This window comes from Campylobacter mucosalis (assembly GCF_013372205.1).
In the GTDB taxonomy this organism is placed as follows: domain Bacteria; phylum Campylobacterota; class Campylobacteria; order Campylobacterales; family Campylobacteraceae; genus Campylobacter_A; species Campylobacter_A mucosalis.
This window is the reverse complement of the sequence record NZ_CP053831.1, coordinates 670,242-695,712: the sequence shown is the minus strand read 5'-3', so window position 1 is coordinate 695,712 and position 25,471 is coordinate 670,242. Positions and strand designations below refer to the sequence as shown.

At 37.0% G+C, this 25,471-nt stretch carries 27 protein-coding genes and 2 tRNA genes; 18 read left to right on the top strand and 11 right to left on the bottom strand.

Annotated features, from left to right (window positions below; genetic code table 11):
• Positions 1 to 60: 60 nt before the first annotated feature.
• A complete protein-coding gene (gene rpoD / locus CMCT_RS03660) occupies positions 61 to 1,914 on the top strand; it encodes an RNA polymerase sigma factor RpoD (RefSeq protein WP_034967405.1) in 1,854 nt (617 codons plus the stop codon).
• A gap of 28 nt (positions 1,915 to 1,942) precedes the next feature.
• Here rpoD and CMCT_RS03655 read toward each other — a convergent pair whose 3' ends face one another.
• From CMCT_RS03655 to CMCT_RS03640, 4 genes are read right to left on the bottom strand one after another with little or no spacing between them, the layout of a single operon-like run.
• On the bottom strand, positions 1,943 to 3,226 hold the full coding sequence (locus CMCT_RS03655) for a M28 family peptidase (protein WP_034967407.1): 1,284 nt from the start codon (positions 3,224 to 3,226) through the stop codon (positions 1,943 to 1,945).
• Between the two features lie 9 nt (positions 3,227 to 3,235).
• Complete coding sequence (locus tag CMCT_RS03650) at positions 3,236 to 3,496, bottom strand: heavy-metal-associated domain-containing protein (RefSeq protein ID WP_034967410.1); 261 nt, start codon at positions 3,494 to 3,496, stop codon at positions 3,236 to 3,238.
• Complete coding sequence (locus CMCT_RS03645) at positions 3,489 to 3,767, bottom strand: hypothetical protein (protein WP_082198629.1); 279 nt, start codon at positions 3,765 to 3,767, stop codon at positions 3,489 to 3,491. Before CMCT_RS03645 ends, CMCT_RS03650 begins: the two co-directional genes overlap by 8 nt.
• Before the next feature lie 41 nt (positions 3,768 to 3,808).
• Positions 3,809 to 4,885, bottom strand: coding sequence for a transglutaminase-like domain-containing protein (locus tag CMCT_RS03640; RefSeq protein WP_034967414.1), 1,077 nt, complete (start codon positions 4,883 to 4,885; stop codon positions 3,809 to 3,811).
• 90 nt (positions 4,886 to 4,975) lie between these two features.
• Here CMCT_RS03640 and CMCT_RS03635 point away from each other — a divergent pair, with 90 nt between their 5' ends.
• Genes CMCT_RS03635 through CMCT_RS03625 form a run of 3 tightly spaced genes read left to right on the top strand, consistent with a single transcriptional unit; the run spans position 4,976 to position 6,566 of the window.
• A complete protein-coding gene (locus CMCT_RS03635; RefSeq protein ID WP_169763925.1) occupies positions 4,976 to 5,143 on the top strand; it encodes a hypothetical protein in 168 nt (55 codons plus the stop codon).
• Between the two features lie 2 nt (positions 5,144 to 5,145).
• Complete coding sequence (gene cmoB, locus CMCT_RS03630; protein ID WP_034967416.1) at positions 5,146 to 6,033, top strand: tRNA 5-methoxyuridine(34)/uridine 5-oxyacetic acid(34) synthase CmoB; 888 nt, start codon at positions 5,146 to 5,148, stop codon at positions 6,031 to 6,033.
• A gap of 8 nt (positions 6,034 to 6,041) precedes the next feature.
• Positions 6,042 to 6,566: a PaaI family thioesterase gene (locus tag CMCT_RS03625; protein WP_034967419.1), complete on the top strand. Its 525-nt coding sequence runs from the start codon at positions 6,042 to 6,044 to the stop codon at positions 6,564 to 6,566.
• A gap of 19 nt (positions 6,567 to 6,585) precedes the next feature.
• On the opposite strand, the gene CMCT_RS03620 is transcribed toward CMCT_RS03625, so the two are convergent.
• Entirely contained in the window at positions 6,586 to 7,209 is a 624-nt protein-coding gene (locus CMCT_RS03620) for an ATPase (RefSeq protein WP_034967422.1), read from the bottom strand.
• Positions 7,209 to 7,820: an MBL fold metallo-hydrolase gene (locus tag CMCT_RS03615; protein WP_342354046.1), complete on the bottom strand. Its 612-nt coding sequence runs from the start codon at positions 7,818 to 7,820 to the stop codon at positions 7,209 to 7,211. The genes CMCT_RS03620 and CMCT_RS03615 overlap by 1 nt, the downstream gene beginning before the upstream one ends.
• Positions 7,821 to 7,973: 153 nt before the next feature.
• On the opposite strand from CMCT_RS03615, the gene CMCT_RS03610 reads away from it, so the two are divergent.
• From CMCT_RS03610 to CMCT_RS03580, 7 genes are all read left to right on the top strand, one after another.
• Complete coding sequence (locus tag CMCT_RS03610) at positions 7,974 to 8,720, top strand: NAD+ synthase (protein ID WP_034967424.1); 747 nt, start codon at positions 7,974 to 7,976, stop codon at positions 8,718 to 8,720.
• Between the two features lie 10 nt (positions 8,721 to 8,730).
• Complete coding sequence (locus CMCT_RS03605; RefSeq protein WP_034967427.1) at positions 8,731 to 9,861, top strand: DegT/DnrJ/EryC1/StrS family aminotransferase; 1,131 nt, start codon at positions 8,731 to 8,733, stop codon at positions 9,859 to 9,861.
• Complete coding sequence (locus tag CMCT_RS03600) at positions 9,854 to 10,771, top strand: tetraacyldisaccharide 4'-kinase (RefSeq protein WP_176325018.1); 918 nt, start codon at positions 9,854 to 9,856, stop codon at positions 10,769 to 10,771. The genes CMCT_RS03605 and CMCT_RS03600 overlap by 8 nt, the downstream gene beginning before the upstream one ends.
• Before the next feature lie 27 nt (positions 10,772 to 10,798).
• Positions 10,799 to 11,653 (top strand): acetylglutamate kinase, encoded by an 855-nt coding sequence (gene argB / locus CMCT_RS03595; RefSeq protein ID WP_034967431.1) that lies wholly within the window; start codon positions 10,799 to 10,801, stop codon positions 11,651 to 11,653.
• Positions 11,650 to 13,110 carry a threonine synthase gene (gene thrC / locus CMCT_RS03590; RefSeq protein ID WP_034967434.1) on the top strand — a complete coding sequence of 487 codons (1,461 nt, stop codon included), beginning with the start codon at positions 11,650 to 11,652 and terminating at the stop codon, positions 13,108 to 13,110. The genes argB and thrC overlap by 4 nt, the downstream gene beginning before the upstream one ends.
• The gene (gene kdsB, locus CMCT_RS03585; protein WP_034967435.1) at positions 13,107 to 13,817 is read left to right on the top strand and encodes a 3-deoxy-manno-octulosonate cytidylyltransferase; all 711 of its coding nucleotides are present in this window, start codon (positions 13,107 to 13,109) and stop codon (positions 13,815 to 13,817) included. Before thrC ends, kdsB begins: the two co-directional genes overlap by 4 nt.
• Positions 13,818 to 13,879: 62 nt before the next feature.
• Positions 13,880 to 14,242: a nitrous oxide-stimulated promoter family protein gene (locus tag CMCT_RS03580; protein ID WP_034967438.1), complete on the top strand. Its 363-nt coding sequence runs from the start codon at positions 13,880 to 13,882 to the stop codon at positions 14,240 to 14,242.
• On the opposite strand, the gene CMCT_RS03575 is transcribed toward CMCT_RS03580, so the two are convergent.
• On the bottom strand, positions 14,228 to 14,866 hold the full coding sequence (locus CMCT_RS03575; RefSeq protein ID WP_034967441.1) for an endonuclease III domain-containing protein: 639 nt from the start codon (positions 14,864 to 14,866) through the stop codon (positions 14,228 to 14,230). The two genes, CMCT_RS03580 and CMCT_RS03575, sit on opposite strands and share 15 nt — an antisense overlap.
• 83 nt (positions 14,867 to 14,949) lie before the next feature.
• On the opposite strand from CMCT_RS03575, the gene CMCT_RS03570 reads away from it, so the two are divergent.
• From CMCT_RS03570 to CMCT_RS03540, 7 genes are read left to right on the top strand one after another with little or no spacing between them, the layout of a single operon-like run.
• Positions 14,950 to 15,768 carry a peptidylprolyl isomerase gene (locus CMCT_RS03570; protein WP_034967444.1) on the top strand — a complete coding sequence of 273 codons (819 nt, stop codon included), beginning with the start codon at positions 14,950 to 14,952 and terminating at the stop codon, positions 15,766 to 15,768.
• Between the two features lie 14 nt (positions 15,769 to 15,782).
• Positions 15,783 to 16,847, top strand: a complete 1,065-nt coding sequence (gene fbaA, locus CMCT_RS03565) for a class II fructose-bisphosphate aldolase (protein ID WP_034967447.1) — start codon at positions 15,783 to 15,785, stop codon at positions 16,845 to 16,847.
• A gap of 3 nt (positions 16,848 to 16,850) precedes the next feature.
• Positions 16,851 to 18,167, top strand: coding sequence for a MotA/TolQ/ExbB proton channel family protein (locus CMCT_RS03560; RefSeq protein WP_176325017.1), 1,317 nt, complete (start codon positions 16,851 to 16,853; stop codon positions 18,165 to 18,167).
• Positions 18,157 to 19,218 (top strand): OmpA family protein, encoded by a 1,062-nt coding sequence (locus CMCT_RS03555; protein WP_034967449.1) that lies wholly within the window; start codon positions 18,157 to 18,159, stop codon positions 19,216 to 19,218. The genes CMCT_RS03560 and CMCT_RS03555 overlap by 11 nt, the downstream gene beginning before the upstream one ends.
• A complete protein-coding gene (locus CMCT_RS03550; protein WP_034967452.1) occupies positions 19,215 to 20,078 on the top strand; it encodes a pyridoxal-phosphate dependent enzyme in 864 nt (287 codons plus the stop codon). The genes CMCT_RS03555 and CMCT_RS03550 overlap by 4 nt, the downstream gene beginning before the upstream one ends.
• Positions 20,050 to 21,357 (top strand): histidinol dehydrogenase, encoded by a 1,308-nt coding sequence (gene hisD, locus CMCT_RS03545; protein ID WP_034967454.1) that lies wholly within the window; start codon positions 20,050 to 20,052, stop codon positions 21,355 to 21,357. Before CMCT_RS03550 ends, hisD begins: the two co-directional genes overlap by 29 nt.
• Before the next feature lie 48 nt (positions 21,358 to 21,405).
• On the top strand, positions 21,406 to 22,176 hold the full coding sequence (locus CMCT_RS03540) for a flagellin (RefSeq protein WP_034967456.1): 771 nt from the start codon (positions 21,406 to 21,408) through the stop codon (positions 22,174 to 22,176).
• A gap of 18 nt (positions 22,177 to 22,194) precedes the next feature.
• Here CMCT_RS03540 and CMCT_RS03535 read toward each other — a convergent pair whose 3' ends face one another.
• The 4 genes from CMCT_RS03535 to CMCT_RS03520 form a co-directional block, all read right to left on the bottom strand.
• A complete protein-coding gene (locus tag CMCT_RS03535; protein ID WP_169763908.1) occupies positions 22,195 to 22,926 on the bottom strand; it encodes a HugZ family heme oxygenase in 732 nt (243 codons plus the stop codon).
• A gap of 150 nt (positions 22,927 to 23,076) precedes the next feature.
• A tRNA-Met gene (locus CMCT_RS03530) sits at positions 23,077 to 23,151 on the bottom strand.
• 25 nt (positions 23,152 to 23,176) lie between these two features.
• A tRNA-Gln gene (locus CMCT_RS03525) sits at positions 23,177 to 23,251 on the bottom strand.
• A 64-nt stretch (positions 23,252 to 23,315) separates the two neighbouring features.
• Entirely contained in the window at positions 23,316 to 25,403 is a 2,088-nt protein-coding gene (locus tag CMCT_RS03520; RefSeq protein WP_034967459.1) for an FtsK/SpoIIIE family DNA translocase, read from the bottom strand.
• Positions 25,404 to 25,471: the final 68 nt, after the last annotated feature.

Sequence of the window (25,471 nt, the reverse complement as noted above, 5' to 3'; positions counted from 1 at the left end):
TTTTCGGTATAATCCAAAACTTTTAACCCGTCAAACACTCAAAAGGGAGTATCAAAAATAATGAGCACATCTAAAGAAATTTTTACCCAAATAGAAGAGCTATTTGCTGAAAATTCAAAGGGCTTTGTAACGTATGAAAAACTTATAAAACTATTTGACAAAGCACCTACAGCAACGGCAGTAAAAAAGATAGAAACTCTTGCAAAAACACATAAAGTTCAACTAATAAGTGCCGCACAAATAGCAAAAATGCGTAACTTAGCAGACGCCAAAAAACGCCAAAAAGAGGCAGAAAAATCTCAAGATGTGGATATAGACGATGAGTTTGACCTAACTGGCGATACAGACTTTTTAGAGTGGTCACGCTCAGATAGTCCTGTGCGTATGTATCTGCGTGAAATGGGACAGATTGCACTTCTTACAAAAGATGAAGAGATTGAAATTTCAAAGAAGATCGAGCTTGGCGAAGACATCATAATAGACGCATTTTGTTCGGTGCCATTTTTGATCGACTTCATACTTGATTATAAAGAACCGCTTATAAATCGCGAACGCCGTGTAAAAGAGCTATTTAAGAGCTTTGAAGATGAAAATGAGGAAGAAGAGGACGATATCGACTCAGATGAAGATGAAGAAAACGAGGACGAAGCAGACGCCAAGCCAAAGAAAAATTTAAAAAACGACAAACGTGCAGAAAAGGTAATTGAAAGCTTTAAAGCACTAGAAAAAGCAAAAAAAGAGTGGTTAAAAACAGCAAATAAACAAACCGACATAGATGAGACTGATATCTTAGCCAACCTAACTCTTGCCTTTAAAAAGAAAATTTTAAAAGACAAATTAATGGATTTAGGTCCAACAAGCAAGCTAATTAGCGAGATTGTAAAGTCAATGGAGACGGCCCTAAAGAGTGATGATGAGTTTGATAGAGAGCTTAAAAGACTTGAGTATCGTTTGCCTATGTTTAGTGACGAGCTTAAGAAAAACCACAAGGGAATTTTAAAGGATATTTTAAAGCTAAATAAAGAGGATATCATCGCTCGTGTGCCTGAAGCTACAATGGTTTCAACCTATGTTGAGATTAAAAAACTATTTCAAACAAAAGAGGCAAGCAAGAGCGGTTTTAACCTAGAACCAGCAAAACTTAAGGAAGTTTTAGAGCAAATCAAACGCGGTAAGAAAATTTCTGATGAAGCAAAAGCAAGAATGGCAAAATCAAATCTCCGCCTAGTCGTAAGCATAGCAAAACGCTACACAAACCGCGGTTTGCCGTTTTTAGATCTAATACAAGAGGGTAATATCGGACTTATGAAAGCGGTTGATAAATTTGAATACCGTAAGGGTTATAAATTCTCAACTTACGCGACGTGGTGGATACGTCAAGCCATTTCACGTGCGATTGCTGATCAGGCTAGAACGATTAGAATTCCAATCCATATGATTGAAACCATAAACCGCATAAATAAAATCAACCGCAAATATATGCAAGAAGAGGGTAAAGAGCCTGACGTAAGCGTTATTGCCGCTGAGGTTGGACTAAGCATAGATAAGGTAAAACAAGTCATAAAAATCACAAAAGAACCTATAAGCCTTGAAGCACCTATCGCAAACGAGGATGACGGAAAATTTGGCGATTTTGTAGAGGATAAAAGCTCACTAAGTCCAATGGATCACATTCTTAAAAACGACCTTAGAGAGCAGATAGACGATGTTTTAAGCCAACTAAACGAACGCGAAAAGGCGGTTATTTGTATGCGTTTTGGACTTCTTGAAGATGAGAGCGACCGCACACTTGAGGAGATCGGCAAGGCTTTAAATGTAACAAGAGAGCGTGTGCGTCAGATAGAAAGCTCAGCAATTAAAAAGTTAAAACACCCAAAAGTAGGCAGAAAGCTTAAAAACTACATTGAGGGCTAATTTAGCGAGTATAAAAACTCGCTAAATTTCATTGATATTTTGCTACTATATTTCTTACAACTTGCGTTATTATATCAACAGAAGCCACTTCACACTTTTCTCTTGTTGAGTGTGGTGAGTAGATATTTGGTCCGATAGAGCAAGCCTCCATATCATCGTACTTATCGCGAATCACACCGCACTCAAGCCCAGCGTGTATGGCAGCTAGTTTTGCATTTGGACGCAACTTTTTAAGCTCATCTAATACAGAATTAGCAAATTCATCTGGCTCTGGCTTCCAAGGCACAGATCTATCCTTACTACACACGCTAAATCCGAGCCCCAATGCAAGCTCACTAATCTCAAAATCAAGCCTATGCAAACCATCCCAAGTCATAGATCTAGCAAAAAACTCAAGCTCTGCCGTCTTGCCATCAAATTTTAAAAGGGATAAATTTACGCTATCATTTGGGAGATTAAGCTCTGTGTTGTAGCCTCTTACTCCTTGCGAAAATGCGTTTATTAAAGATAAAATTTTATCGCCATTTTTTAAGACTCTAGCACTCTGATTAAGAGCCGATATTTTTATGTGTGGATTGTCGCTTTTTGGCTCACTTTTGTTTACGATGATCGCTTTTGCACTTGTTGGTATCGAGTTGCTTCTTTCGCCACCCTCGATAAAAGAGAGTTTTGCACCACTTTTACGCACGAATTGGGCTAGAATTTTTATCGCATTTGGTATATCTTTGTGTATCTCGTTTCCAGAATGTCCACCAGGATAGCCACTTACCACAACTTCATAAACATCGCCCAAAGCCTCTTCACTTTGGCTTACATCGATACTAGTAAAGACATTTACGCCACCAGCACAGCCAGTTACCACCTCATTATCATCTTCGCTATCTAAATTTAAAAGCTTTTTGCTAACAAGCCTACCCAAAAAGCCATTTGCACCGATAAGCCCGACCTCTTCGTTGTTTGTAAATAAACACTCTATATTTTTAAACTCAGCAATCATTTGCATCATCATCGCAACGCCAATGCCGTTATCAGCACCTAAAGATGAGTTTTTAGCACGCATAAAACCGTCACTACCATACTCGACCACTACATTTGGTGCATCGCCCATACAGACCATATCGTAGTGACTTTGTAAGCAAATTTTTGGCTCACCTTTTATGGCGTGGATGTTGCCAAGCTCATCGACAACCACTCTGCATCCATTAGACCTAGCAAAATCAGCCAAAAAATCACGCATAGCGTCCGTGTCATAGCTACAATGTGGTATCCCACAAAGCCTCTCAAATTTACTTAAAACCTCGTTTTTTTGCATATTTTCTCCTTATTTTATGATAACACCAGGATAATTTACATCTTTTAGTGATTTTAAAATTTCATCTTCACTCACGCCTTCATCTGCACTAATGGTTAAAATTTTACTCTTCATATCAGCTTTAGCGGTTTTAACGCCATCAACTAAAAGCACCGCCTTTCTAACCACAGCAGTGCAAAGCGGACAATGTATGCCGTCTATTTTTATCGTTAGATTTTTATCTGCAAAAAGCAGCGAAGCAAAAGATATAATCAGTAAAATTTTACGCATAAAACTCTCCTAAAATTTCAGGATATGCCAAAAGAATTATCATCAAAAACGCAAAAAATAGATAGATAAAAATCCATCTTTTTCGCCTTTGACCGACAGCACAAGTGTTTTGGTTAAAAAATATAAAAAATATTGATAACGCAAAACATATAAGCGAAAACATCGTAAATATCAGCCTAAATTCACCCAAAGGCTCAAGAAATGACAAAAACGAAAAACTAGTGCCAAAAAGCACAAAAAGCAAGACTGGCAAACAGCAAAGTGTCGCCATAAATGCGCTTGCTGTTGCCAATATTAGAAATTTAATATGTTTCAAATTTTGCTTTCTTGTGCTGTGTAATCATAGCTAAAATCCTTTGGCGAGTAGTAGTTTAGGGTGTTGTCATCAACTTCTGCGTATGGATAGCCAAAGTTATTAATCGGGCGTTGCTCAGCTAGTGGTTTTAGGTCAAAATCACGTCCATAGTTAAAACCAATCCAGCACATCTCCCAATTGCCAAATAAATACTCGCGAATTTTAGCCAGTTTAGCGTCGGTATTGCTTAGCTTTTCTCCAAGACGCACTTTTGCCACATCAGCAGGATCAACAGGTATCCAACCATAGCCTTTTAGGTAAAACTCAGCTCTGCAATGCTGACCGCCTGAAATTTTAGCAAAACCATTCTCATCAGCCTTCCCCATCTCATTTGAAAATCTACTCTGTCCTACGCGAATTCCAAAAAGCTCACGAGCCGGGATATTAACCGCCCTGCAAAGCCCTACAAATACGCTATTTATATCGGTGCATTTACCAACAAGCTTTCCGCTTTCTAATATAGCTTTTACGTCACCTCTACCGCAACCAATCACGCTATTATCGCGTTGCATAGTATTTGCAACCCAAGTATAAATCGCCCTAGCCTTTTCTAAATCGCCCTTTATATCGCCTACAATTTTATCTGCAAATTCTTTAACAATGCCACTATTTGGAATTTGTGTAGTTGGCTTTAAAAAATACTCAATTTGTGGGCTTAATTTCTCATTTTCATTAAAATTTACTTTGCTAAAATCAGTATTTCGCTCAAATGTTTGAACTCTGAAATTTACGTTTAAAAACGCATTTTGCTCGTTAAACTCAGCAAATAGTGTAGGTATCGATAGATCGGATACGTAGTAGTTTTTAGCATTTGTATCAATCTTGTAATCGCTAATTAACTGATGAAAATCTGTTGAAGTCATCAAAGGTAGCCAAATTTTGCTAACCTTGCCCTTTTCAGCCAAAGAGTGCCTAAAACTCACATCAAAAACTCTCCGTTTACAAACCTTTATATCGTCAGCAAAAGCAACACTAGAAGCGCCTGCAACCACTCCTAAAACAGCAGTTGCCTTAAAAAAATCACGTCTTTTCATAAATAGACCTTAAAATTTAAATGGCTAAACTTAGCCCTCAGTGTTGTATTCTACTATGATTTTAGTAAAATTTATGTTAAAATCCACGCTATGAAAAATATCATATTATTATCACTAATCTTTACATTTTTTAGCGGATGTCTGTTTTTAAACGACAGGGGAATTTCAACGCAGTATTATAATGACTGCAAAGAGTATTATGACGCAAATGGGACGTATCAAAGGGATTGTCCGCACAATATCATCGACTGGAAGTAGCATTGCAAGAGTTTTTAAAATTAAAACAAAAAGAGCTAAATACGCCTAAAAATTTAGAGCTTTTATCTATGATAAATTCGCTAAATTACGAGTGTGAAGCTATTTTTGATGATACTATAACTATAAATTTTAAAGATGTCTGTGCCACACAAGCACAAAACATACAAAACATAGCAACACTACTAAAGCCTTGGCGAAAGGGTCCGTTTAGACTTGGAGAGCTTTTTATCGATACGGAATGGCAAAGTTTTATAAAATTTAACCTTTTAAAGCCACATCTAAATTTAACAGATAAAATAGTCGCTGATGTGGGGTGTAACAACGGATATTATATGTTTAAAATGCTAGATTTTAATCCCAAAAAAATCGTAGGCTTTGACCCAAGTATCCACACAATGCTTCAATTTAAATTTATAAACCAATTTGTGCGATCAAATATCGCATACGAGCCACTTGGAGTTGAGCATTTAGAAAAATATGGGCAAAAATTTGACACGATTTTTTGCCTGGGGGTAATCTATCACAGAAGCGACCCAATAAAAATGCTAAAAGAGCTAAAAAACTCGTTAAATACGAGTGGAGAGGTGTTTTTAGATACTATGTATATTGATATTGAGGGCGAATTTGCTCTAACACCAAAAAATAGATACTCAAAAATTCCAAACATATACTTTGTACCAACGATAAAAGCCTTGCAAAACTGGTGTGAGAGAGCTAAATTTAAAGATTTTGAAATTTTAGCCACAAAACCAACGGACTTAAACGAACAGCGAAAAACAGAGTGGATAGATGGAGAGAGTCTAGAAAATTTCTTAGATCCAAATGACGATACCAAAACGATAGAGGGCTATCCTGCACCAAAGCGAGTCTATGTAAAACTTAAGATTTAAGGATAAAAATGAGCGATAATATATACGAAGAAAGCGAAGATAATCACGTAATACTACCAGAGGATGAAAATCCTTTTAGAAACGAGATAAAAACGTCGCCAAATTTAAAACTAGCACTATCTGGAGTCGTGACAAAACTTGAAAAAAATCACGTCAAAACAAGGCTTTTTACTACGTTAGAAATGGTAAGCGATAGCGAAGGACTCATACACAGCGGTTTTATATTTTCAGCAGCAAACTACGCCGCGCTAACATCCATAAACGAAGTAAACTGCGTAACGATAAATGCTCGTATAAATTTCTTTGGTCCTGTTAAGCTAGGAGATGTGGTGGAATTTGAAGCCAACGCCTTTTTTGACGAGTCAAGAAAGCGAGATGTACGTGTTATTGGCAGGATAAAGGATATTAAAATTTTTGAAGGAACCTTTCAACTTGTGGTACTTGAGGAGCATATCTTTAACGCTCAGCAAAAAAATATCCAAAAAGAAGCAGCACTTAGACGTGCAAGAGAGCGTGAAAAAGAACAGGCTTGATAGGATTATCTATCAGCCATTAAATGCTCTTTGTGCTGCCGTAAATTTTCTCTAAAACGCTGTCAAACCACAGCACCTTTTTGCTCGTATTTTTTTCTATATCACAACCCTGTTTTTTGCCCACTAGCTCTAAATTTTCTAGCTGTTGGTCTTGCTCATCTTTTATAAAAATACTATTATCAAAAAAATATATCGTATCACATAACGGAGCTATGATTGCTAAGTTATCAAAGCTTTGCTTATACCTACGCTCGAGCACACTCTCATCTATACTATGTCCATTTTTAGCAGTCCTTATAGCCACTCTCTCCTTTGATAGCTCCACGCTATCTAGCCCAACATAATAAAGCGTGATGTTATAACCTGCCCTCTTTGCGTCCTTAACAAACCTAACCACACTATGTCCGCTAAGCGTAGTTTCGATATTAAAATCTATCCCGCGTTCAAGATATGACTTTCTAAGCTTTAAGGCTATTTTACCAGCCCTGTTTTGATCCTTTGGACTTTGCCAATTTCCAAATTCTTTAACGATCTCATCAGAATTTATCCTAGCACCAAAGAAAACATCTTTATAGAGTTGATTTACGTAAAATGTCGATTTTCCAGCGCCATTTACACCGGCAAATATATACAAATTTTTCATCACATATCGCTTTTTAGGTATCTCATATATCTTGGTAAATTTAATAGCTCTGTTTGTAGTGTGCTAGAATTTCCGTGTCCAGGATATAGCTTAAACTCACGCTTTATCTGCGATACTTTTTCTAAACTCTTTAGCATATCGCTTGGATTTGAGTATTTAAAATCATATCTGCCTATCGCTCCTGCAAATAAAAAATCCCCACTAAAAAGCGTATCATCAACAGCTATCATCGAACAACCTGGCGTATGACCCGGAAAGTGTATAAACTCAAATTTAAACTCTCCACACTCAAACACACCCTCATCTACAGCAAAATCCGGGCTACAGCACTCATAACCAGCAAAATCCACGTCATTTTCTAGCATAAAAGCGTCATCTTTGTGTATCCAAACCGGTATATTAAGCTCTTTTTTTAGCACCCCAACATCAAATATATGATCAAAATGTCCATGCGTACACAGTATAGCCTTTGGATTTTTTACCACACCCAAAACCCACTCTCTAGCACCATCACCAGGGTCTATAATAATCTCTTCATCGCCAAATTTCAGCACATAAGCATTTGTCTGATACGCGCCAAAAGGTCTTGAAAATAGCTTCATCTCTCTCATTTTTTCTCTTTAAAAACCAAAATCATAAAAGCATATTTTATACTAAGTTTTTTAAATTTAATAATTTTTTTAATATTTTTTATTGTTTTTAAAAGAAACTTTAATAAAAAAATTAATATAATCCAAAAATACAAAGGACAAAGGGCTAGTTTTATGAGGGATTATCAAAAATTAGTGCAAATTTTAGTAGATTTTTTAAGAGATTATCTAGAGAAAAGTGGTGCTAAAAATTTGCTTCTTGGGGTTAGTGGCGGTATAGATTCAGCCGTTGTCGCCACACTTTGCAAACTAGCCACACCGCAAACACACGCACTTTTAATGCCAACATCAGCTTCTAATCCACAAAATTTAAAAGATGGATTATGGCTTTGTGAAAATTTAGGCATAGAGTATCAGGTCATCGACATTGAGCCTATTATTAATGCCTATGAAAAGAGTGCAAATGTTAGCTTTAATAATATGCGAAAAGGAAATTTAAGCGCACGCGTACGTATGAGCCTACTTTATGATCGCTCGGCTGTACTAAACGCACTCGTCGTTGGCACCAGTAATAAAAGCGAGATAATGCTAGGCTATGGCACGATTTATGGCGATCTTGCTTGTGCGATAAACCCTATCGCAAATTTATTTAAAACCGAAATTTACGAACTTGCAAAGTATCTTAAAGTTCATCAAAATTTTATCACAAAAGCTCCATCTGCTGACCTTTGGCAAGGACAGAGCGATGAAGCTGACTTAGGCTATAGTTACGCTAAGCTTGATGAAGTTTTAAGCTTTATAGATAAGCACGGCTACAAGGCTTTAAAAGATAAATTTGATGATGAAATTTTAAATCTAGTTATAAGCAGGATAGAAAAAAATAGGTTTAAAACACGTATGCCAGCCATAGCAGAAATTTAAAGGACTTACAATGGAAGAGATTAGTTTTTATAGACCAACCATTACAGAGCGAGAGATAGAACTCATCACAGAGGCTCTGCACACTCAAAATTCTGGTATGGTCAAAAGGTTAGAAGAGGCGTTAAAAGAGTATTTTGACACAAAACACATCATAAGCACAAACAACAACGCAGCCGCTTATCATCTAAGTTTATGTGCGATGGATATAAAGCGTGGCGATAAGTTTATGTGTTCTGTTAACGCTTTTCCTGGTATCGCTCAGGCTATACGCCATTTTGATGCGGAGCCGATTTTTGTCGATATAGATGAAGATGACTTTGGCATTGATCCAACAGCACTAAAAATAGCACTTGAAAAGCACAATCACAAAAAACTAAAAGGAATTTTCTTAAATCACGTAGCCGGTCAAAGTGCCCAACTAGACGAAATTTACGCCATTGCAAAAGAGTATAACATAAAGGTTTTAGAAGATGCAAATAGGGCAATGGGGCTTACATACAAGGGCAAAAAACTAGGCAGTATGGAGTCGTTAATATCTTGTTTTCAGATAAACTCACAATTAAAAGATCCAATAGCAGCCGCTGGTTTTATTATGACAAACGACGATGAAATCGCTAAAAAAGCAAACCTGCTAAGAAACTACGCACTAACAACGGGTATTGATAAATACGGCAACTTAAGCTATATTTATGACGTGACAGACATTGGCGTAAAATACGATATCACAACAATAAACGCAGCATACGCTCTAGCACAATTTGAAAAAGACGCACAACTAATCAAACGTCGCCAAGAGATAGCAAGCTATTATGACGCTGAGTTAAAAGATTGCCCACACATAAGCACTCCTGTTAAAAAACGAGAGCATATCTACACGCAATACATCATAAAAATCGATAAAAATCGCGACAGCTTTGCACGTGAGCTTTTAGAGCGTGGCATAAATACATCGCTTCACTACATACCAATACACCTTTTAAGCTACTACAAAAACAAGTATGCGCTAAAGGTAAATGCTTTCCCTAACGCACTAAAAACATATCAGCAAATTTTATCGATACCTATCTATAACGCCCTAACAGACGCACAAGTAGAGCGTATCGTAAAAGAGATAAAAGCCGTAGCACACGCACGTGTTTAACAAAGCAAAGTTTCACGCTTGGGCGGATGACTACTTTTACCGCCCAAATTTCATACAAAAACTCGTATCAATCCTGCTTTTACCGCTGTGTGCGATATACTCTTGTGTCGTTTGTCTAAAACAAAAACTAGCAACTCAAAAAGATTTTGGTATTAAAATTTTAAGCATTGGCAATCTTAGCCTTGGAGGAAGTGGCAAAACTCCGCTTGGTATCGCTATTGCCAATGAATTTAGCGGTGCGTTTATTATCCTTAGGGGCTATAAAAGACAGAGCAAAGGCTTAGTTAAAGTCGCGTTAAATGGAGAAATTTTAACAGATGTAAAAACTAGTGGCGATGAGGCTATGGAGTATGCGACAAGCGTTAAAAACGCAAATGTGATAGTAAGCGAAAATCGCGATAAAGCTATATTTGAAGCTAAAAATCTAGGAGCAAAATATATCTTACTTGATGATGGTTTTAGCAAATTTCACATAAAAAAATTTAACATTCTAATCCGCCCAAATCCAGCACCAAAGCTAAATTTAACCATACCAAGTGGCGGATATCGCTATCCAGTTAGTTTTTATAAATTTGCAAATTTCATAGCAGAGCAAGACAGGGACTACTTTAGATATAGTGAAATTTTAAATCCAACGCCTAAAATGGTATTAGTTACCGCAATCGCAAATCCACTAAGGCTAGAGCCATTTTTTTATAAAACAATAGCACAAGTTTTTTTCGAAGATCACCACGCATTTACACACCAAGAGCTAGAGCAGATTTTAAAAAAATATAACGCAACATCGCTTTTAATGACAAAAAAGGATTTCGTAAAAGCACAAAATTTTGGTATTAAAATTTCACTAATTAGTCTAAAAACTGAACTTAGCCAAAATTTTAAAAACGTTATAAAAACATTTTTGCTATAATCTAGCATTTTTACCTAAGGAAAAATATTGCAAGAAACACTAAAAACTGCACAAGTCATCATCTCAGCCCTGCCTTATATCCAAAAATTTCGTGATAAAATTTTTGTCATAAAATATGGTGGCTCAGCACAGCTTAACGATGATTTAAAAAGTGATTTTATCAAGGATATCGCTCTGCTTCAGCTTGTGGGTTGCAAGGTCGTCATAGTTCACGGAGGCGGCAAAAAGATCAACTCATACCTTGATAAGCTAGACATCAAAAGCGAATTTGTAGATGGACTTAGAGTTACAAACAAAGAGGCTATGGAAGTCGTTGAAATGGTGCTTAGCGGCAATATAAACAAAGAGCTAACTGCACTTTTAAACAAAAATCAAGCAAGAGCGATAGGCGTAAGTGGAAAAGACGCAAATTTATTAAAAGCAAGAGTTTTAGATGATGGCAAATACGGCTTTGTAGGAGAGATAGAGCAGGTAAACAGTGCTGTTTTAATGGGGCTTTTAAACAACGGACTTATCCCAGTCATAGCACCCATAGCAACGGACGATGAAGCAAATAGCTACAACATAAACGCCGATCTTTGTGCGAGTAAAGTCGCAAGTGCCATAAAGGCGGAAAGGGTTATATTTTTAACCGACACACAGGGCATTTTAGACGCAAACAAAAAGCTCATAAGTCGCCTTAATGAAAGCAAGATAAAAGAGTTAAAATCAAGTGGCGTTATAAATGGCGGTATGATACCAAAGGTTGATGCTGCACTAGAGTGCGTAAAAAACGGCGTAGCAAACGCCCACATACTAGACGGCAGACTATCCCACTCGCTTTTACTTGAACTGTTTACAGATGAAGGCATTGGCACGATGATTACAAAGGAAAATAAATGAGATTAAATCCAACAAGACTAGATAAAAATGAAAAGCCAAAACAAGTAGGACTAAAAAAAGCCTTACTAAGCCCAAGCAGCAATCACGGCGGACTTTATGCACCAATAAAACTACCAAAAATAACAGATAAAAAATGGCAAGAGCTAAGCTTATTAAGCTACGAAAAAATAGCACTTTATGTCATATCTTTATTTAAATTTGACGTCGATGAGAAAATTTTTAAAAGTGCTATAAAACGCTACAAAAATTTTGACAAACCAAACGAGCCAGTCCAGTTTAAAAAACTATCTAAAAATTTATACATAAATGAGCTTTTTCACGGCCCAACTCGTGCTTTTAAAGATATGGCACTTCAGCCATTTGGCGAAATTTTAAGCCTACTTGCACAAGAACAAAAGCAAAACTACCTAATAATGTGTGCCACAAGCGGAGACACTGGACCTGCTACACTAAAAACCTTTGCGAACTCAAAAAATATAAAAGCCCTTTGTTTGTATCCTGCAAATGGTACGAGCGAGGTTCAACGCCTACAAATGGTATGTATGCAGGGCGAAAATTTAAAAACCATAGGCATAAATGGCAATTTTGATGACGCCCAAAGAGCTTTAAAAACGCTACTATCAAGCCAAAATTTCAAGTCAGAGCTTTCTAAGAGTAAATTTAATTTAAGTGCGGCAAATTCTGTAAATTTTGGACGAATTTTATTTCAAATAATCTACCACATATACGCATATCTAAGGCTTTTAAAGCTAGGTTTAATAAATAAAAACGAAACCTTTGACATCATCGTGCCAAGTGGAAATTTCGGCAACGCTCTTGGTGCGTATTATGCTAAAAAAATGGGTGTAAAAATAGGAAAAATCAAAATAGTATCAAACGCAAACAACATTTTAACTGAGCTATTTACGACAGGAATTTACGATTTAAGGGGCAAAAAACTAGTTAAAACCATAAGTCCAGCTATGGATATTTTAATTAGCTCAAATATAGAAAGACTTTTGTTTGACAAATTTGGTGCAGTTAGGACAAAAGAGCTTATGGATGCACTCTCTAAAGATAAATTTTACAAACTCACAAAAGATGAGCTATCGTTACTCCAAGATGATTTTGTGGCAGATTTTTGCACAGATAGCGAGTGCGAGAAATTTATAAAAGAGTGGGCTGATAAAAAAATAGCCATCGACCCACATACGGCAACCTGCCTTAAAATGGTAGATGATAAAAAGATAAACATCATCACATCTACAGCTCACTGGGTAAAATTTGCCCCAAGTATGCTAAAAGCTTGCGGGATAGATGCCAAAAATGAAAAAGACGGGCTTTTAAAATTTGCAAAAAATATAAACGAAGTTGTTCCAGAAAGCATTTTAGAGCTATTTGACGCTAAAATTTTACACCCTGAAGTAACAAATCAAGAGCAAATAGAAGCTAAAATTTTAGATTGGATAAAAAAATGATAATCATACCAGCAAGGCTTGGCTCAATTAGATTTAAAGATAAAATTTTGTGCGACATAGGCGGAGTACCGATGTTTGTAGCGACCGCAAGAAGAGTTAGCACGTGCGATGAAGTGGTTATCGCAGTTGATGATGAACGCGTTTTAAATATTGCTAATGAGTATGGGCTAAGGGCAGTTATGACAGATATTTCGCACCAAAGTGGCACCGATAGGATAAGACAAGCGTGTGAAATTTTAAACCTAAAAGATAGCGAGCTAATCATAAACGTCCAAGCCGACGAGCCGTTTATAGAGCCTGAAAATATATCAAAATTTCGCTCATTTTGCCAAAGCAAAAGCGACGAAGCATTTATGTTTTCGTGCTACAAAATCACAAAAAACGAGCTTGTTGATGAGCCAAATTTAGTAAAGGTTGTAACTGATAATTTTGGCTTTGCGCTATATTTTTCACGCTCTCGTTTGCCGTTTAATAGAGCCCCATTTGACGCATACAAAGCACATCTTGGAATTTATGGCTATAGCGTTAAAAGCCTAAAAGAGTTTTGCGACCTGCCATACTCTGTGCTTGAAAATACCGAAAAATTAGAGCAATTAAGAGCCTTAGAAGCTGGTAAAAAGATAGCAATGCTAGAGATTGTAAGTGAAAGTATCGGTATTGACAGCGAGGAAGATTTAAAACGAGCAAAAGAGAAATTTAACTTTTAGCTTGATTTATCTCAAAGACAAATGGCTGTTTTTTAGCTACTCTTCCAAAAAAAAGGATAGTTATGACGACCGAGAAATTTATATCAGAGATAACGACAGTTACTAAATTTATACAAATTTACTGCGATGATAAGCATAAAGATGAGCCAAAAAGCAATGGCTGTGTTGTGCTTGATTTTAAAGATGAAAAAGCCGTCGTAAAAGCAGAATTTAGCCTTTGTGCGGAGTGTGAGCAGATGGCAAGGTATGCTTATGCAAGACTTCAGGCTTGTCCGCACGAAGTAAAGCCAAGATGTCACACTTGTCCGCACCCTTGCTATGAACTTCCTATGTGGAAAAAAATGGCAAAGATGATGAAATACAGCGGTATGAAGCTTGGATTAAATAAAATAAAAAGGCTGTTTTTACGCTCACGCCAAGACTGATTTATCTTTAAATTTACAAAGATCGTTTAAAATGCACCCCACGCACACTGGCTTAACGGCTTTGCAAGTATAGCGACCAAAAAGCACAAGCCCTTGATGAAGCTTACCAAGCTCTGTTTTAAAATTTTTAACAAGATCAGTTTCCGTTTGTTCAGGCGTTTTGGCGTCACTTAAACCAAGTCTGTGAGCCACCCTAAAAACGTGCGTATCCACAGCCATTACATTTGCTCCAACAGCCTCAAGCATAACCACATGAGCGGTCTTTTGCCCAACTCCAGCCAAACTCTTAAGAGAGCCTTCATCAAGCGGAATTTCTCCACCAAAATCAGCCACCACGCTTTTTGCCATTTTTATTAAATTTTCTGCTTTGTTGTTAAAAAAACTGCAGGAATTTATAAGCATTTTTACACTTGCTAAATTTGCATTAGCCAAACTATCCACGCTAGGATAGGCGTCAAATAACGCTGGAGTGATTAAATTTACACGTTTATCGGTGCACTGAGCCGAAAGCATTACGCACACTATAAGTTCATAATTATTACGCCATTTAAGTTCGCTTTTTGCTCCATCAAAGTGTAATAAAATTCGCTTTTTTATCTCTAAAATATCTTTTTTCGTTCTCATATCTAAATTTTATCATAAATTACCAAAAATTAATGACTTTCTTGCTATAATAACCGCTTAACAATCTAATCTAAGGATAAATAATGAAAAAAACACTACTTTCATCTTTACTTGCTCTTTCGTTGGCTTCTAGCCTAAACGCCGCTGTTGTAGCAACTGTAAATGGCGAAGCTATAAACGATACAGACATAGACGCTATACTTGCTATGACTGCACCAGGTGCAACATACGCACAAATTCCAGCCGACGCAAAAAAACGCTTAATAGACAACCTAATTGACAGAAAACTTGTTTTAAAAGAGGCAAAATCAAGCGGTATAGAGAGTGAGAGCGACTTTAAAAAAGCGTTAGAAAATATGAAAAACAACATCGCAACTGACCTTTATATGAAGAAAATTTTCGATAAACAAAAAGTTAGCGATGACGAGGCAAAAAAAGCCTACAACGACCACAAGCAACTATTTGAACAACCAGCTTCATCTCGTGCTAGACACATTCTTGTTGAGTCAGAAGCTGAAGCAAAAAGTATCATCGCTGAGCTTAAAAAACTATCTGGCGACGCTCAACTTAAGAAATTTGCAGAACTTGCACAATCTAAGTCAATAGACAAAGGTTCAGCAGCACAAGGCGGAGAGCTTGGCTGGTTTGAGTCATCAAAAATGGTAAAACCATTTGCTGACGCTGTAAATACTATGAAAAAAGGCGAAATTTCAAAAGCTCCAGTGAAGTCAAATTTTGGCTATCACGTAATCTTAAAAGAGGATTTTAAAGCTGCTGGAACAGTCCCATTTGAACAGGTAAAACAGCAAGTAATAGAAGAGCTAAAAATGGAGAAATTCCAAAAAGAGCTTAAGTCAAAAATGGACGAATTGCGTTCAAAAGCAAAAATTGAATACAAATAATTAAGGAGCAAAAGATGGGCGTTTTAGATGTCGTAAAGGCTGGAGTGGTAACTGGCGATGACGTGAGCAAACTCTACGCATACGCAAAAGAGAATGGTTTTGCGATACCTGCAGTAAATGTTGTTGGCTCAAACTCGATAAATGCGGTTTTAGAAGCAGCAAAAGTAGCAAACTCGCCCGTCATAATCCAATTTAGCAACGGCGGTGCTGGTTTTTACGCCGGTAAAGCTTGTAGTAATGCCGATGTTTTAGGAGCGGTCGCTGGAGCACAGCAGGTTCATTTACTAGCTCGTGCTTACGGAGTGCCAGTAGTTTTACACACAGATCACGCTGCTAGAAAGTTACTACCTTGGATTGATGAGTTTATTAAATTTAGCAAAGAGTATAAAAAAGCCCACGGAGTGCCACTTTTTAGCTCTCATATGTTAGATTTAAGCGAAGAGAGTTTAGATGAAAATTTATCTACTTGCCAGAAGTATCTAAAAGAGTTAAGCGAACTTGGAATAAGCCTTGAGATCGAGCTTGGTGTAACTGGTGGCGAAGAAGATGGCGTGGATAACACAGGTGTTGATAATGCCCTACTTTACACACAACCTGAAGATGTCGCCCTAGCTTATGAAAGACTCTTAAAAATAAGCGATAAATTTAGCATAGCAGCCTCTTTTGGCAATGTTCACGGCGTTTATAAACCGGGCAACGTCGTGCTTCGTCCAGAGATACTTAAAAACTCACAAGAATTTGTAGCAAACAAATTTAAAACCGCGGATAAAAAGCCTGTAAATTTCGTATTTCACGGCGGAAGTGGAAGCGAGTTAAAGGACATAAAAGACGCTGTAAGCTATGGCGTTGTTAAGATGAATATCGACACAGACACACAATGGGCATTTTGGGACGGGGTTCGTGGATATGAGGCTAAAAACAGAGCCTATTTGCAAGGGCAAATTGGCAACCCTGAGGGCGAAGACAAGCCAAATAAAAAATACTACGACCCACGAAAGTGGCTAAGATGTGGCGAAGAGAGTATGGTAAAACGCCTTCAAACGGCATTTTCAGACCTAAACTGCCTAAATAGGAACTAACAAATGGCGAATGCAACCGACTATACAGATTTAGCCCTGCCAAAAATGCAGGGCTCACGTTCGCCACTGACTTATTTTAAAATCATCCTTATCCCTGTTTTAGCTTACGTATTTGTAGTGCTTGGCTATTTAAAAATAGTAAATTTCAAAGTTGAGCTACACACTTTAATAATGACAGGATTTATACTGCTTATCGCACTTATTTTTGCACGTCATAGCGCGACACTAGCCTACGCCAAACTTGCAAAAAATGTCGATGATTTTAAACTGAGCCTTAAGAATTTCATAATGTCAAATCTACTTGAAATTTCAGGCGTAAAAAAATCAAACGTCGGATTTGACGAATTTTTAGATACCTATACTCGTGAGCTTAGAAATGATAATCTTGCAAACATCGGCACAGGCGTCTTTCCTATGCTTGGAATTTTAGGCACATTTATAAGCATTGCCATCTCTATGCCGTCATTTTCATCAAGCAACACACTTGGTCTTGAAAAAGAGATCGGAGTATTGCTAAACGGTGTAGGAACGGCATTTTATGTATCTGTGTATGGTATATTTTTAGCACTTTGGTGGATGTTTTTTGAAAAGCTAGGTCAGTCAAAATTTGAAAATTTCATAAGAGAACAAAGAGATATAAGTCGCGAGTTTTTTTGGCAAAAAAATGAATTAGAGCAAAGATTTATGAGCCTAAGTGCCGAGCATTTTGATGATATTCGTAGCGTTTTTGCTAGGATTAGCAATGAGGAATTTTTTAGACAACTTGATAATGCCATAGATAACAAATTTAGCTCATACAAACACCTTCAAGAACTAGAGCAAAAGATAATATCTGAAGCACAAGTTAGAGTCGATCAAAACGTCAGACTTCTTGGCAAGGCAGCAAATAGACAAGAGGAATTTATAAAAGCTAATAACGACATACTAAGCTCTATAATTGAGTTTAACAAAGCAGTTAGAGAGATAGAGCTGAAATTTTCAACCCAATACAACAGACTAAATGACATAATGCACGAACGCACCGATATTTTGGATAAAAATATATCAAAATTTGAAACAAGCCTAAAAGGTTTAGACCTAAGCCTTAAAAATTTCTCGCTCAAACTCTTACAAGAACAAGATAGGTCAATGCAAGCCTTTAAAACGAGCATTATTGAGGGTATAGATGCATTTAAAACCATATACGAAGATGAAAAAAATAGTGAAAGTAACAATAAACGCGAAAATCTCATAAAAGAGCTAAGACAGAGTGCAAACGAGCTAGATAGCGAAGTTAATAGAGTTATTAAAAACATAGAAAATAATCAAAATGAAGTTTAATAAAAATCATAGCGACCAAACATTTTGGGTCTCTTATGCCGACTTGATGGCTGGTCTTTTATTTGTTTTTATGCTTATTATTGGAGGTGTTGTCGTAAAATATCTACTATCTCAAAACGAGCTAGAAAATAAAGAAAAAACCATAGTAAGAACTCTTGAAAATTTAAAAGATGAGCAGGGTAAAAACCTAAGCCTTGATAAGCTAAATCACATCCTAAAAGATGAGATAAAAAAACTAGACGCTTATAATTTGGAGCTAAAAAACAAAAATGAAGTCATAGTGGTTGAGTTAGAAGCACTAAAAACCAGACTACAAGCACTAAGCGACCTAAACTACAACATAACAGCACAAAACAACGAGCTAAATACAAGCGTATCCGAGCTTCAAACAAAAATCATCGTCCTAAACTCAGAGCTTAATGACGTAAATTCTAGCAACGAAAAAAACCTAGCCCAAATAGCAAATTTACTAAGCCAGATAAGCGATAAAGACGCCAAATACAACATCCTAGCAAAGGATCTAAACGCCACTAAAACACACATTAAAAACCTAACTGGCATACGCATAAAAGTTATCTCTGTGCTAAAAGAAAAATTAGGCGATAGTATCGAGATAGATCAAAACTCTGGTGCTTTAAGGCTAAACTCATCGGTACTTTTTGATAGAGCAAAAGCGGAGCTAAAAGATGAAGCAAAAGTTAGCCTAAAAAACACGCTTGATAAGTACTTTGACATACTTTTAAACGACCCAGAAATAAGCAAAAACATCGACCAAATCATCATCGAAGGCTTTACTGATAGCGACGGGACATATATGAGAAATTTAGAGTTATCCCAGCGTAGAGCCTACGCAGTAATGGAATTTATAAACTCATACAACCAAGATGAACGCCTAAGAAGGCTACTTATAGCCAGCGGACGTAGCTATAACGACCTGATAATTAAAAACGGAAAAGAGGACAAAAACGCCTCAAGACGCATTGAGATAAAATTTTCAATCTCAAACAAAGACGCTATAAAAGAAATTGAGAAATTTTTAGAACAAAAATGATAGAGAGATTTAAATTTAAGGGTAAAAATATTTGGCTTTTAAGAGATGATTTGCTGGGCGTTTTTAATGGCAACAAAGCTCGTAAATTAGAGTATTTTCTTACAGCCGATCTGTCTAAATTTCAAGGCATTATCTCGCACGGCTCAAGCCAATCAAACGCTATGCAAAGTCTAAGTGTTTTTGCAAAGATGAAGGGACTTGACTTTCACTACGTAGTGTCACACTTAAACTCAAATTTAAAACAAAATCCACTCGGAAATTTCAAATCAGCCCTAGATAACGGTATGATTTTACACATCGATGAGAACAGAGAAGAAACCGCAAAAAATCTAGCCAAGCAACACAATCTACTTTTTATCAAAGAGGGTGTGGCGATGAGTGAGGCTGAAGTTGGTTTTAAAACCCAGGCAAATTTCATCAAAAACTTTGCCGAGCAAAACTCTATCAAATTTGACATATTTTTACCAAGCGGAACTGGCACGAGTGCTTGTTATCTTTCTAAAAATATCGATTTTGACGTATATACCTGCCCTTGCGTTGGAGATAGTAACTATTTAAAAAGCCAAATTTTGACACTAGATAAAAACTCAAGGGTTAAAATTTTAACCCCGCCCAAAAAATACCACTTTGGCGATTTAAAGCCAGAGCTTTATAAAATTTGGCGTGAAGTTTTAGACGAGAGTGGCGTAGAATTTGAGCTTATATACGATCCTGTCGGGTTTTTAACCTTAGAGCAAAATATCTTAAGTTTCAAAAATGAAATTTTATACATCCATCAAGGTGGCATACTTGGCAACCAAACACAAATACAAAGATACGAAAGGAAAAATAGTGAGAATTTTAAACACAAAACAAGATAATTTTTATAGTGAATTTAACAAACTAGTCCGTAGATCAGATACTGATATGAGCAGTGTTACGCCAGTTGTTTTAAATATCATAAACGAGGTTAGAATCTCTAAAGACAAAGCACTTTTTGAGCATATATCAAAATTTGATAAATGGCAACCAAAAGAGGCTTTAGATATAAAAATTTCCACACAGCAAATGCAAGAAGCCTATGAAAGCTTAACATCAGAGCTAAAAGACGCACTAAATTTAGCATTTGAGCGTATTAAAGCCTATCACGAGCTTAGTAAACCAAAAAGCTGGATAAAAGATGACGGCATAGGCAACAAACTTGGGGCAAAATACACGCCAGTTGACAGGGCTGGTCTTTACATACCAGGTGGCAAGGCAGCCTATCCTAGTTCGCTTTTGATGAACGCTATCCCAGCTATTGTCGCGGGAGTTGATGAGATAGTCGTCTGCACTCCAGCGGTAAATTCTGAAGTAAATAGCCTACTACTAGCGGCCATGCATCTTTGTGGGATAAAAAACGCCTTTAAGGTTGGTGGAGCAAGTGCCGTTGCTGCAATGGCTTATGGCACAAATACTATACCAAAAGTAGATGTTATCACAGGACCTGGCAATATCTACGTCGCGACAGCTAAAAAGCTTGTTTATGGCGATGTAAATATCGATATGATAGCAGGTCCTAGCGAAATAGGCGTCATTGCTGACGACACAGCAAACCCTCGTCATATCGCCATTGACCTGCTTTCACAAGCCGAACACGACGAGATAGCAAGTAGCTTTTTACTAACACCTAGCGAAAATTTCGCTAAGCAGGTTCATCTGCACATTCAAAACGAACTTGAAAATTTAAGCAGAAAAAACATAGCAAGTCAAAGCATACAGAATAAAGGTGCTATCGTGATTTGTCAAAATTTAGATGAGTGCTTTTTGCTTATGAATGATTTAGCCGTTGAGCACCTAGAACTTGCCGTCAAAAACGCCATAGATTACGAAGATAAGGTAAAACACGCCGGAGCTATATTTTTTGGACACTATACACCAGAGGCGATTGGAGATTATCTAGCTGGACCAAACCACACGCTTCCAACTGGTGGCTCTGCAAAATTTTACTCTCCTTTGGGAGTTGAAAATTTTATGAAAAAAAGCTCTATTATAATGATGGATAAATTTGGTTTTAGCAAGATAGCAAAAGAGTGTATGGCTTTAGCAAGAGCCGAAGGCTTGGGTGCTCACGAGATGTCGGTAAAAATTCGCTTTGATGAGCTAGACAACAAAGCTTAATTTTATATTTTTTCAGATAAAATTGGATAAATTTTAGAGGGAGCTAAGATGAAAATAGGTAGCTTTTCGACTGCTTCACAGCAGATAAACAATAACCAAGACAACGCAAAATCAGCACATAGCAAGGCTTTGCAAAATATCTCAGCCGCAAGAGCACTAAATGGAATGGATAGTGCAAATTTGGCTATCGCTGACGCGCTTTTATCTCAAAGCAATGTCCTTGAACAAGGCGTAGCAAACGCAAACGACGCTATAGGTATGCTTGGCATAGCTGACGCAACTTTGGCAAATTTGACAAAAGACGCGGATAAACTAAACGAACTATCCGTTCAGTATAATAGTGCTCTTTTAAACGACAAACAACGCTCTATGATTTCATCACAAGTAAATGCTCTAACAGACGCGATGAGCAATAGCCTAAATAATGCTGTTTTTAACGGCAAAAACGTCTTTGGCGGTGAGCTTAGCTTCGTAACTGGCTCAAACACTCAAAAAATAAATTTAAGCCAAGAAAGTGTAGGAAACGCCATTAAAAGCCTAGACGTAAAAGATCAGTCAAGCATACAAAATTTCATACAAAACGTAAATGACCTACGCTCAAATATCGGCTCTACTCAAAACGCTATGATTTCTGACATCTCAAATGCAGTTAAACAAAGCGTTGCTCTAAAATCAAGCGAGAGCAATCTACAAAATAACGATATTTCTAAAAATATAAACGATCAAAAACAAAACGATCTTATCCTAAACGCAGCAGTATTAGCACAGGCACATAACACTAAAAATCTACAAAGCCAAATAAACAGGCTTTTAGCTTAAAATAAGGGGCTTTGCCCCTTATTTAGTGTGTGGATTATTTACTCTACCACTGCTTACTATCTTTAGTCCGTCCGTATCATAAGCAGCGCCAAAGCCTTTTACATATCTGCCACTTTTAGGCGATATTTTGACGATATAAAAGTCCTTCATCTGCTCTATAAATGCAAGAGCTGACTCATTTGGATAAGCCGTTTTAAATTTCTGTAGATAAAAATCCCTTAAATCACTATCCACAAAACTAGCTTCCGCCCTAAAACTCGCCCTAACCCTAGCAAACAGACTTTTTGCGTCCTTTTCATCTTGTATAAAAAGTATGGAAATTTTATCCGGATTTTGTTTTATCGAGCTATAATGCTCAGCAACAGATGATATACAAATGTAAAAATCATCATTATCTCTTACAAATGGAGAATACGACGAAATCGCCTGTCCATCTTTAATGCTTGATATAAGCAAACTATTAAAGCTATTTATGAAATTTAGCATACCGCTCTGTATAGCACTATTACTATTTTCGCCTTTTATACTAGAGTAAAGCTCTATTATCGCATCCCTAAAGCCGCTCCCACTGGCCTTATTTAAAAACGGCACAAAGCTTGAAGCTTCATCGCATACAATCTGCATACCATCTTCATTTATGTCTGTCATTTTGACATTTGTTGGATTTTCAACACCGCTAAATTTTTTACAAAATTCAACTAAAATGTCCAAATGATCACTATTCATATGATCTATTGCTCTTTGTTTCAAGATACTCTCCTTTTAAAAATTTTTATTATTGTAACACAAAAATAATTAAAATTGATTTATAATATCATTATTAAGGTTGATTATTTGTAATAAAAAGTATTTAAAATAAGTTTCAAATTTTTAATCTGCAATATTGATAAAAACGACATCTGGTTGCAGAAGAGGGACTTGAACCCCCGACCTTCGGGTTATGAGCCCGACGAGCTACCACTGCTCTATTCTGCGATATAAAAGTGAATCTAAAAAGAAGTGGATGGGGTAAGAGGATTCGAACCTCTGAATGTCAGGACCAAAACCTGATGCCTTACCGCTTGGCGATACCCCAATCCGAATTAAAGAAACCAAATTATACATATTTTTTATTTATTTGTCAAGAAAATTTTGAAATTTTATAAAATTTCTCTCTGCCCCTTAGCATTTAAAGGGCTTAAAACTCCCATTCTTTCCATTTGTTCAAGTATATTTGCTGAGCGGTTGTATCCCACGCCAAGTCTTCGCTGTAAGTAGCTAATTGATGTCTTTTGCTCACTTAAAACTATCTCTTTTGCGTCATTATAAAGTGGGTCAAGCTCACCAGCACTTAAAGCCACCTCACCATTTTCACTGCTACCACTACCACTTTCGGCTAAAAATTTCTCATCATAAACAACCTCTTGCTGTGATTTTAAAAACTCAACGATATTTTCTATCTCTTTCTCACTAGCAAATGGTGCGTGAAGTCTGATGATACCGGGACTTCCAGGTGGTGTAAATAGCATATCACCACGCCCTAAAAGGCTCTCAGCTCCCATTTGATCAAGTATAACCTTACTATCAACTCTCTGCCCTACTCTGTAGCTTACACGACTTGGCAAATTCGCCTTAATTAGCCCAGTTACGACATCCACGCTTGGGCGTTGCGTGGCGACTATTAGGTGTATGCCACTAGCTCTTGCCATTTGTGCTAGACGTCCGATATAAAGCTCCACATCCTTGCCACTTGTCATCATCAAATCAGCAAGCTCATCAATAATAACCACAATATAAGGCAACTGCTCCCCACCCTCAGCCTTCATCTTTTCGTTATAGCTTTCAATATTTTTCGTGCGAGTGTGGCTCATTATCGTATATCTTCGCTCCATTTCAGCGACCATATTCGATAGTGCCGTAATTGCCTGTTTTGCCTGTGTGATGACTGGCGTTAAAAGGTGCGGTATGTCGTTGTAAATGCTAAATTCAAGCATTTTTGGATCAATCATCATAAGGCGTAAAGTTTGCGGACTATTGCGATAAAGTAGGCTTAAAAGCATAGCATTTATCCCCACGCTCTTTCCAGAGCCAGTTGTCCCTGCAATTAGCAAATGCGGTAATTTTTTAAGGTCGGTAACAAACGGAGTGCCGACGATATCCTTGCCAAGTGCCATTGTTAGCGGACTTGAAGCGTTTTTAAAAATTTCACTATCTAAAATTTCTTTTAGATAAATAGTTTCTGTATTTTGATTTGGCACCTCAATGCCGACTACGTCCTTGCCTGGTATTGGTGCTTGAATGCGTATCGTTTGGGCTTTTAGTGCCATTGCTAAATCATCTTGAAGTGTTAAAATTTTACTTACCTTCACATCTGGTGCTGGGCGAAACTCAAATGTCGTAACAATTGGTCCAGTATATGTCCTAACAACATCGCCGTTAATTTTAAATTTGCGAAGTTTATCAAGCAAGTCAGAGATTTTTTGATCTATCTCAGCCTCGTTTATATGATTTTGGCGTTTTGGCGGATCGGCTAGAAATTTTAGCGGTGGGAGCGTAAAATCCTTTGGTTTTTCAAGTTTGCCCTTTTCTAACTCATCAAGCAGTTTTTTATTTTCAGCCACCTCGCTTAAAATTTCAACACCCTTTATCTTGACTCTTTTTATAGCTGGTTCTTCAAGCTCGATCTCATTGATATTTCGCAGCTGCTCTGGCATAAGCTCTTTTTCATCTACACTCATAACCTCTTCATTGCTTAAATTTTGCGTGACCTGTTCCGTTATCGTTACAGGTAAAATTTCCTGCTTTTTTTCAACTTGCTTTGTTTTTACAGGCACACTTACTGGCTCATTTGGTTTTACAAATGCGTTATTTATGACACCAATTACACCATCTTGAAACACTAGTCCAACAGATAATATAAACACACAAAGTACGACAACAATAGTACCTAATTTGCCTATAACGCCATTAAGCACGTCATTAATCGCACGACCAACAAGCCCGTCTAATGGTGCATTAAAAAGCAGTGCCTCAAGCATTAAAAAGCCAAAAGCAAATAAAAATGTCCCCAGTAAAATTTGTGCAAATTCTAGGTTAAATTCTCTAAATTTATTAAACATAAACCACGAAAAAAATATGAGCAAAAACGGATAAACATACGATATTAAGCCAAAGTATTTTAAATTTAAAGCACCAAGAGCTTGACCGAAAGTGCCAACAAAATCAGCAGTCGGTAAAAACGTGCAAATCCCAAAATATATAAATACAAAAATGATAATAGTTAATATAGACTGGCGTAAAATGGTAATTCCTTTGT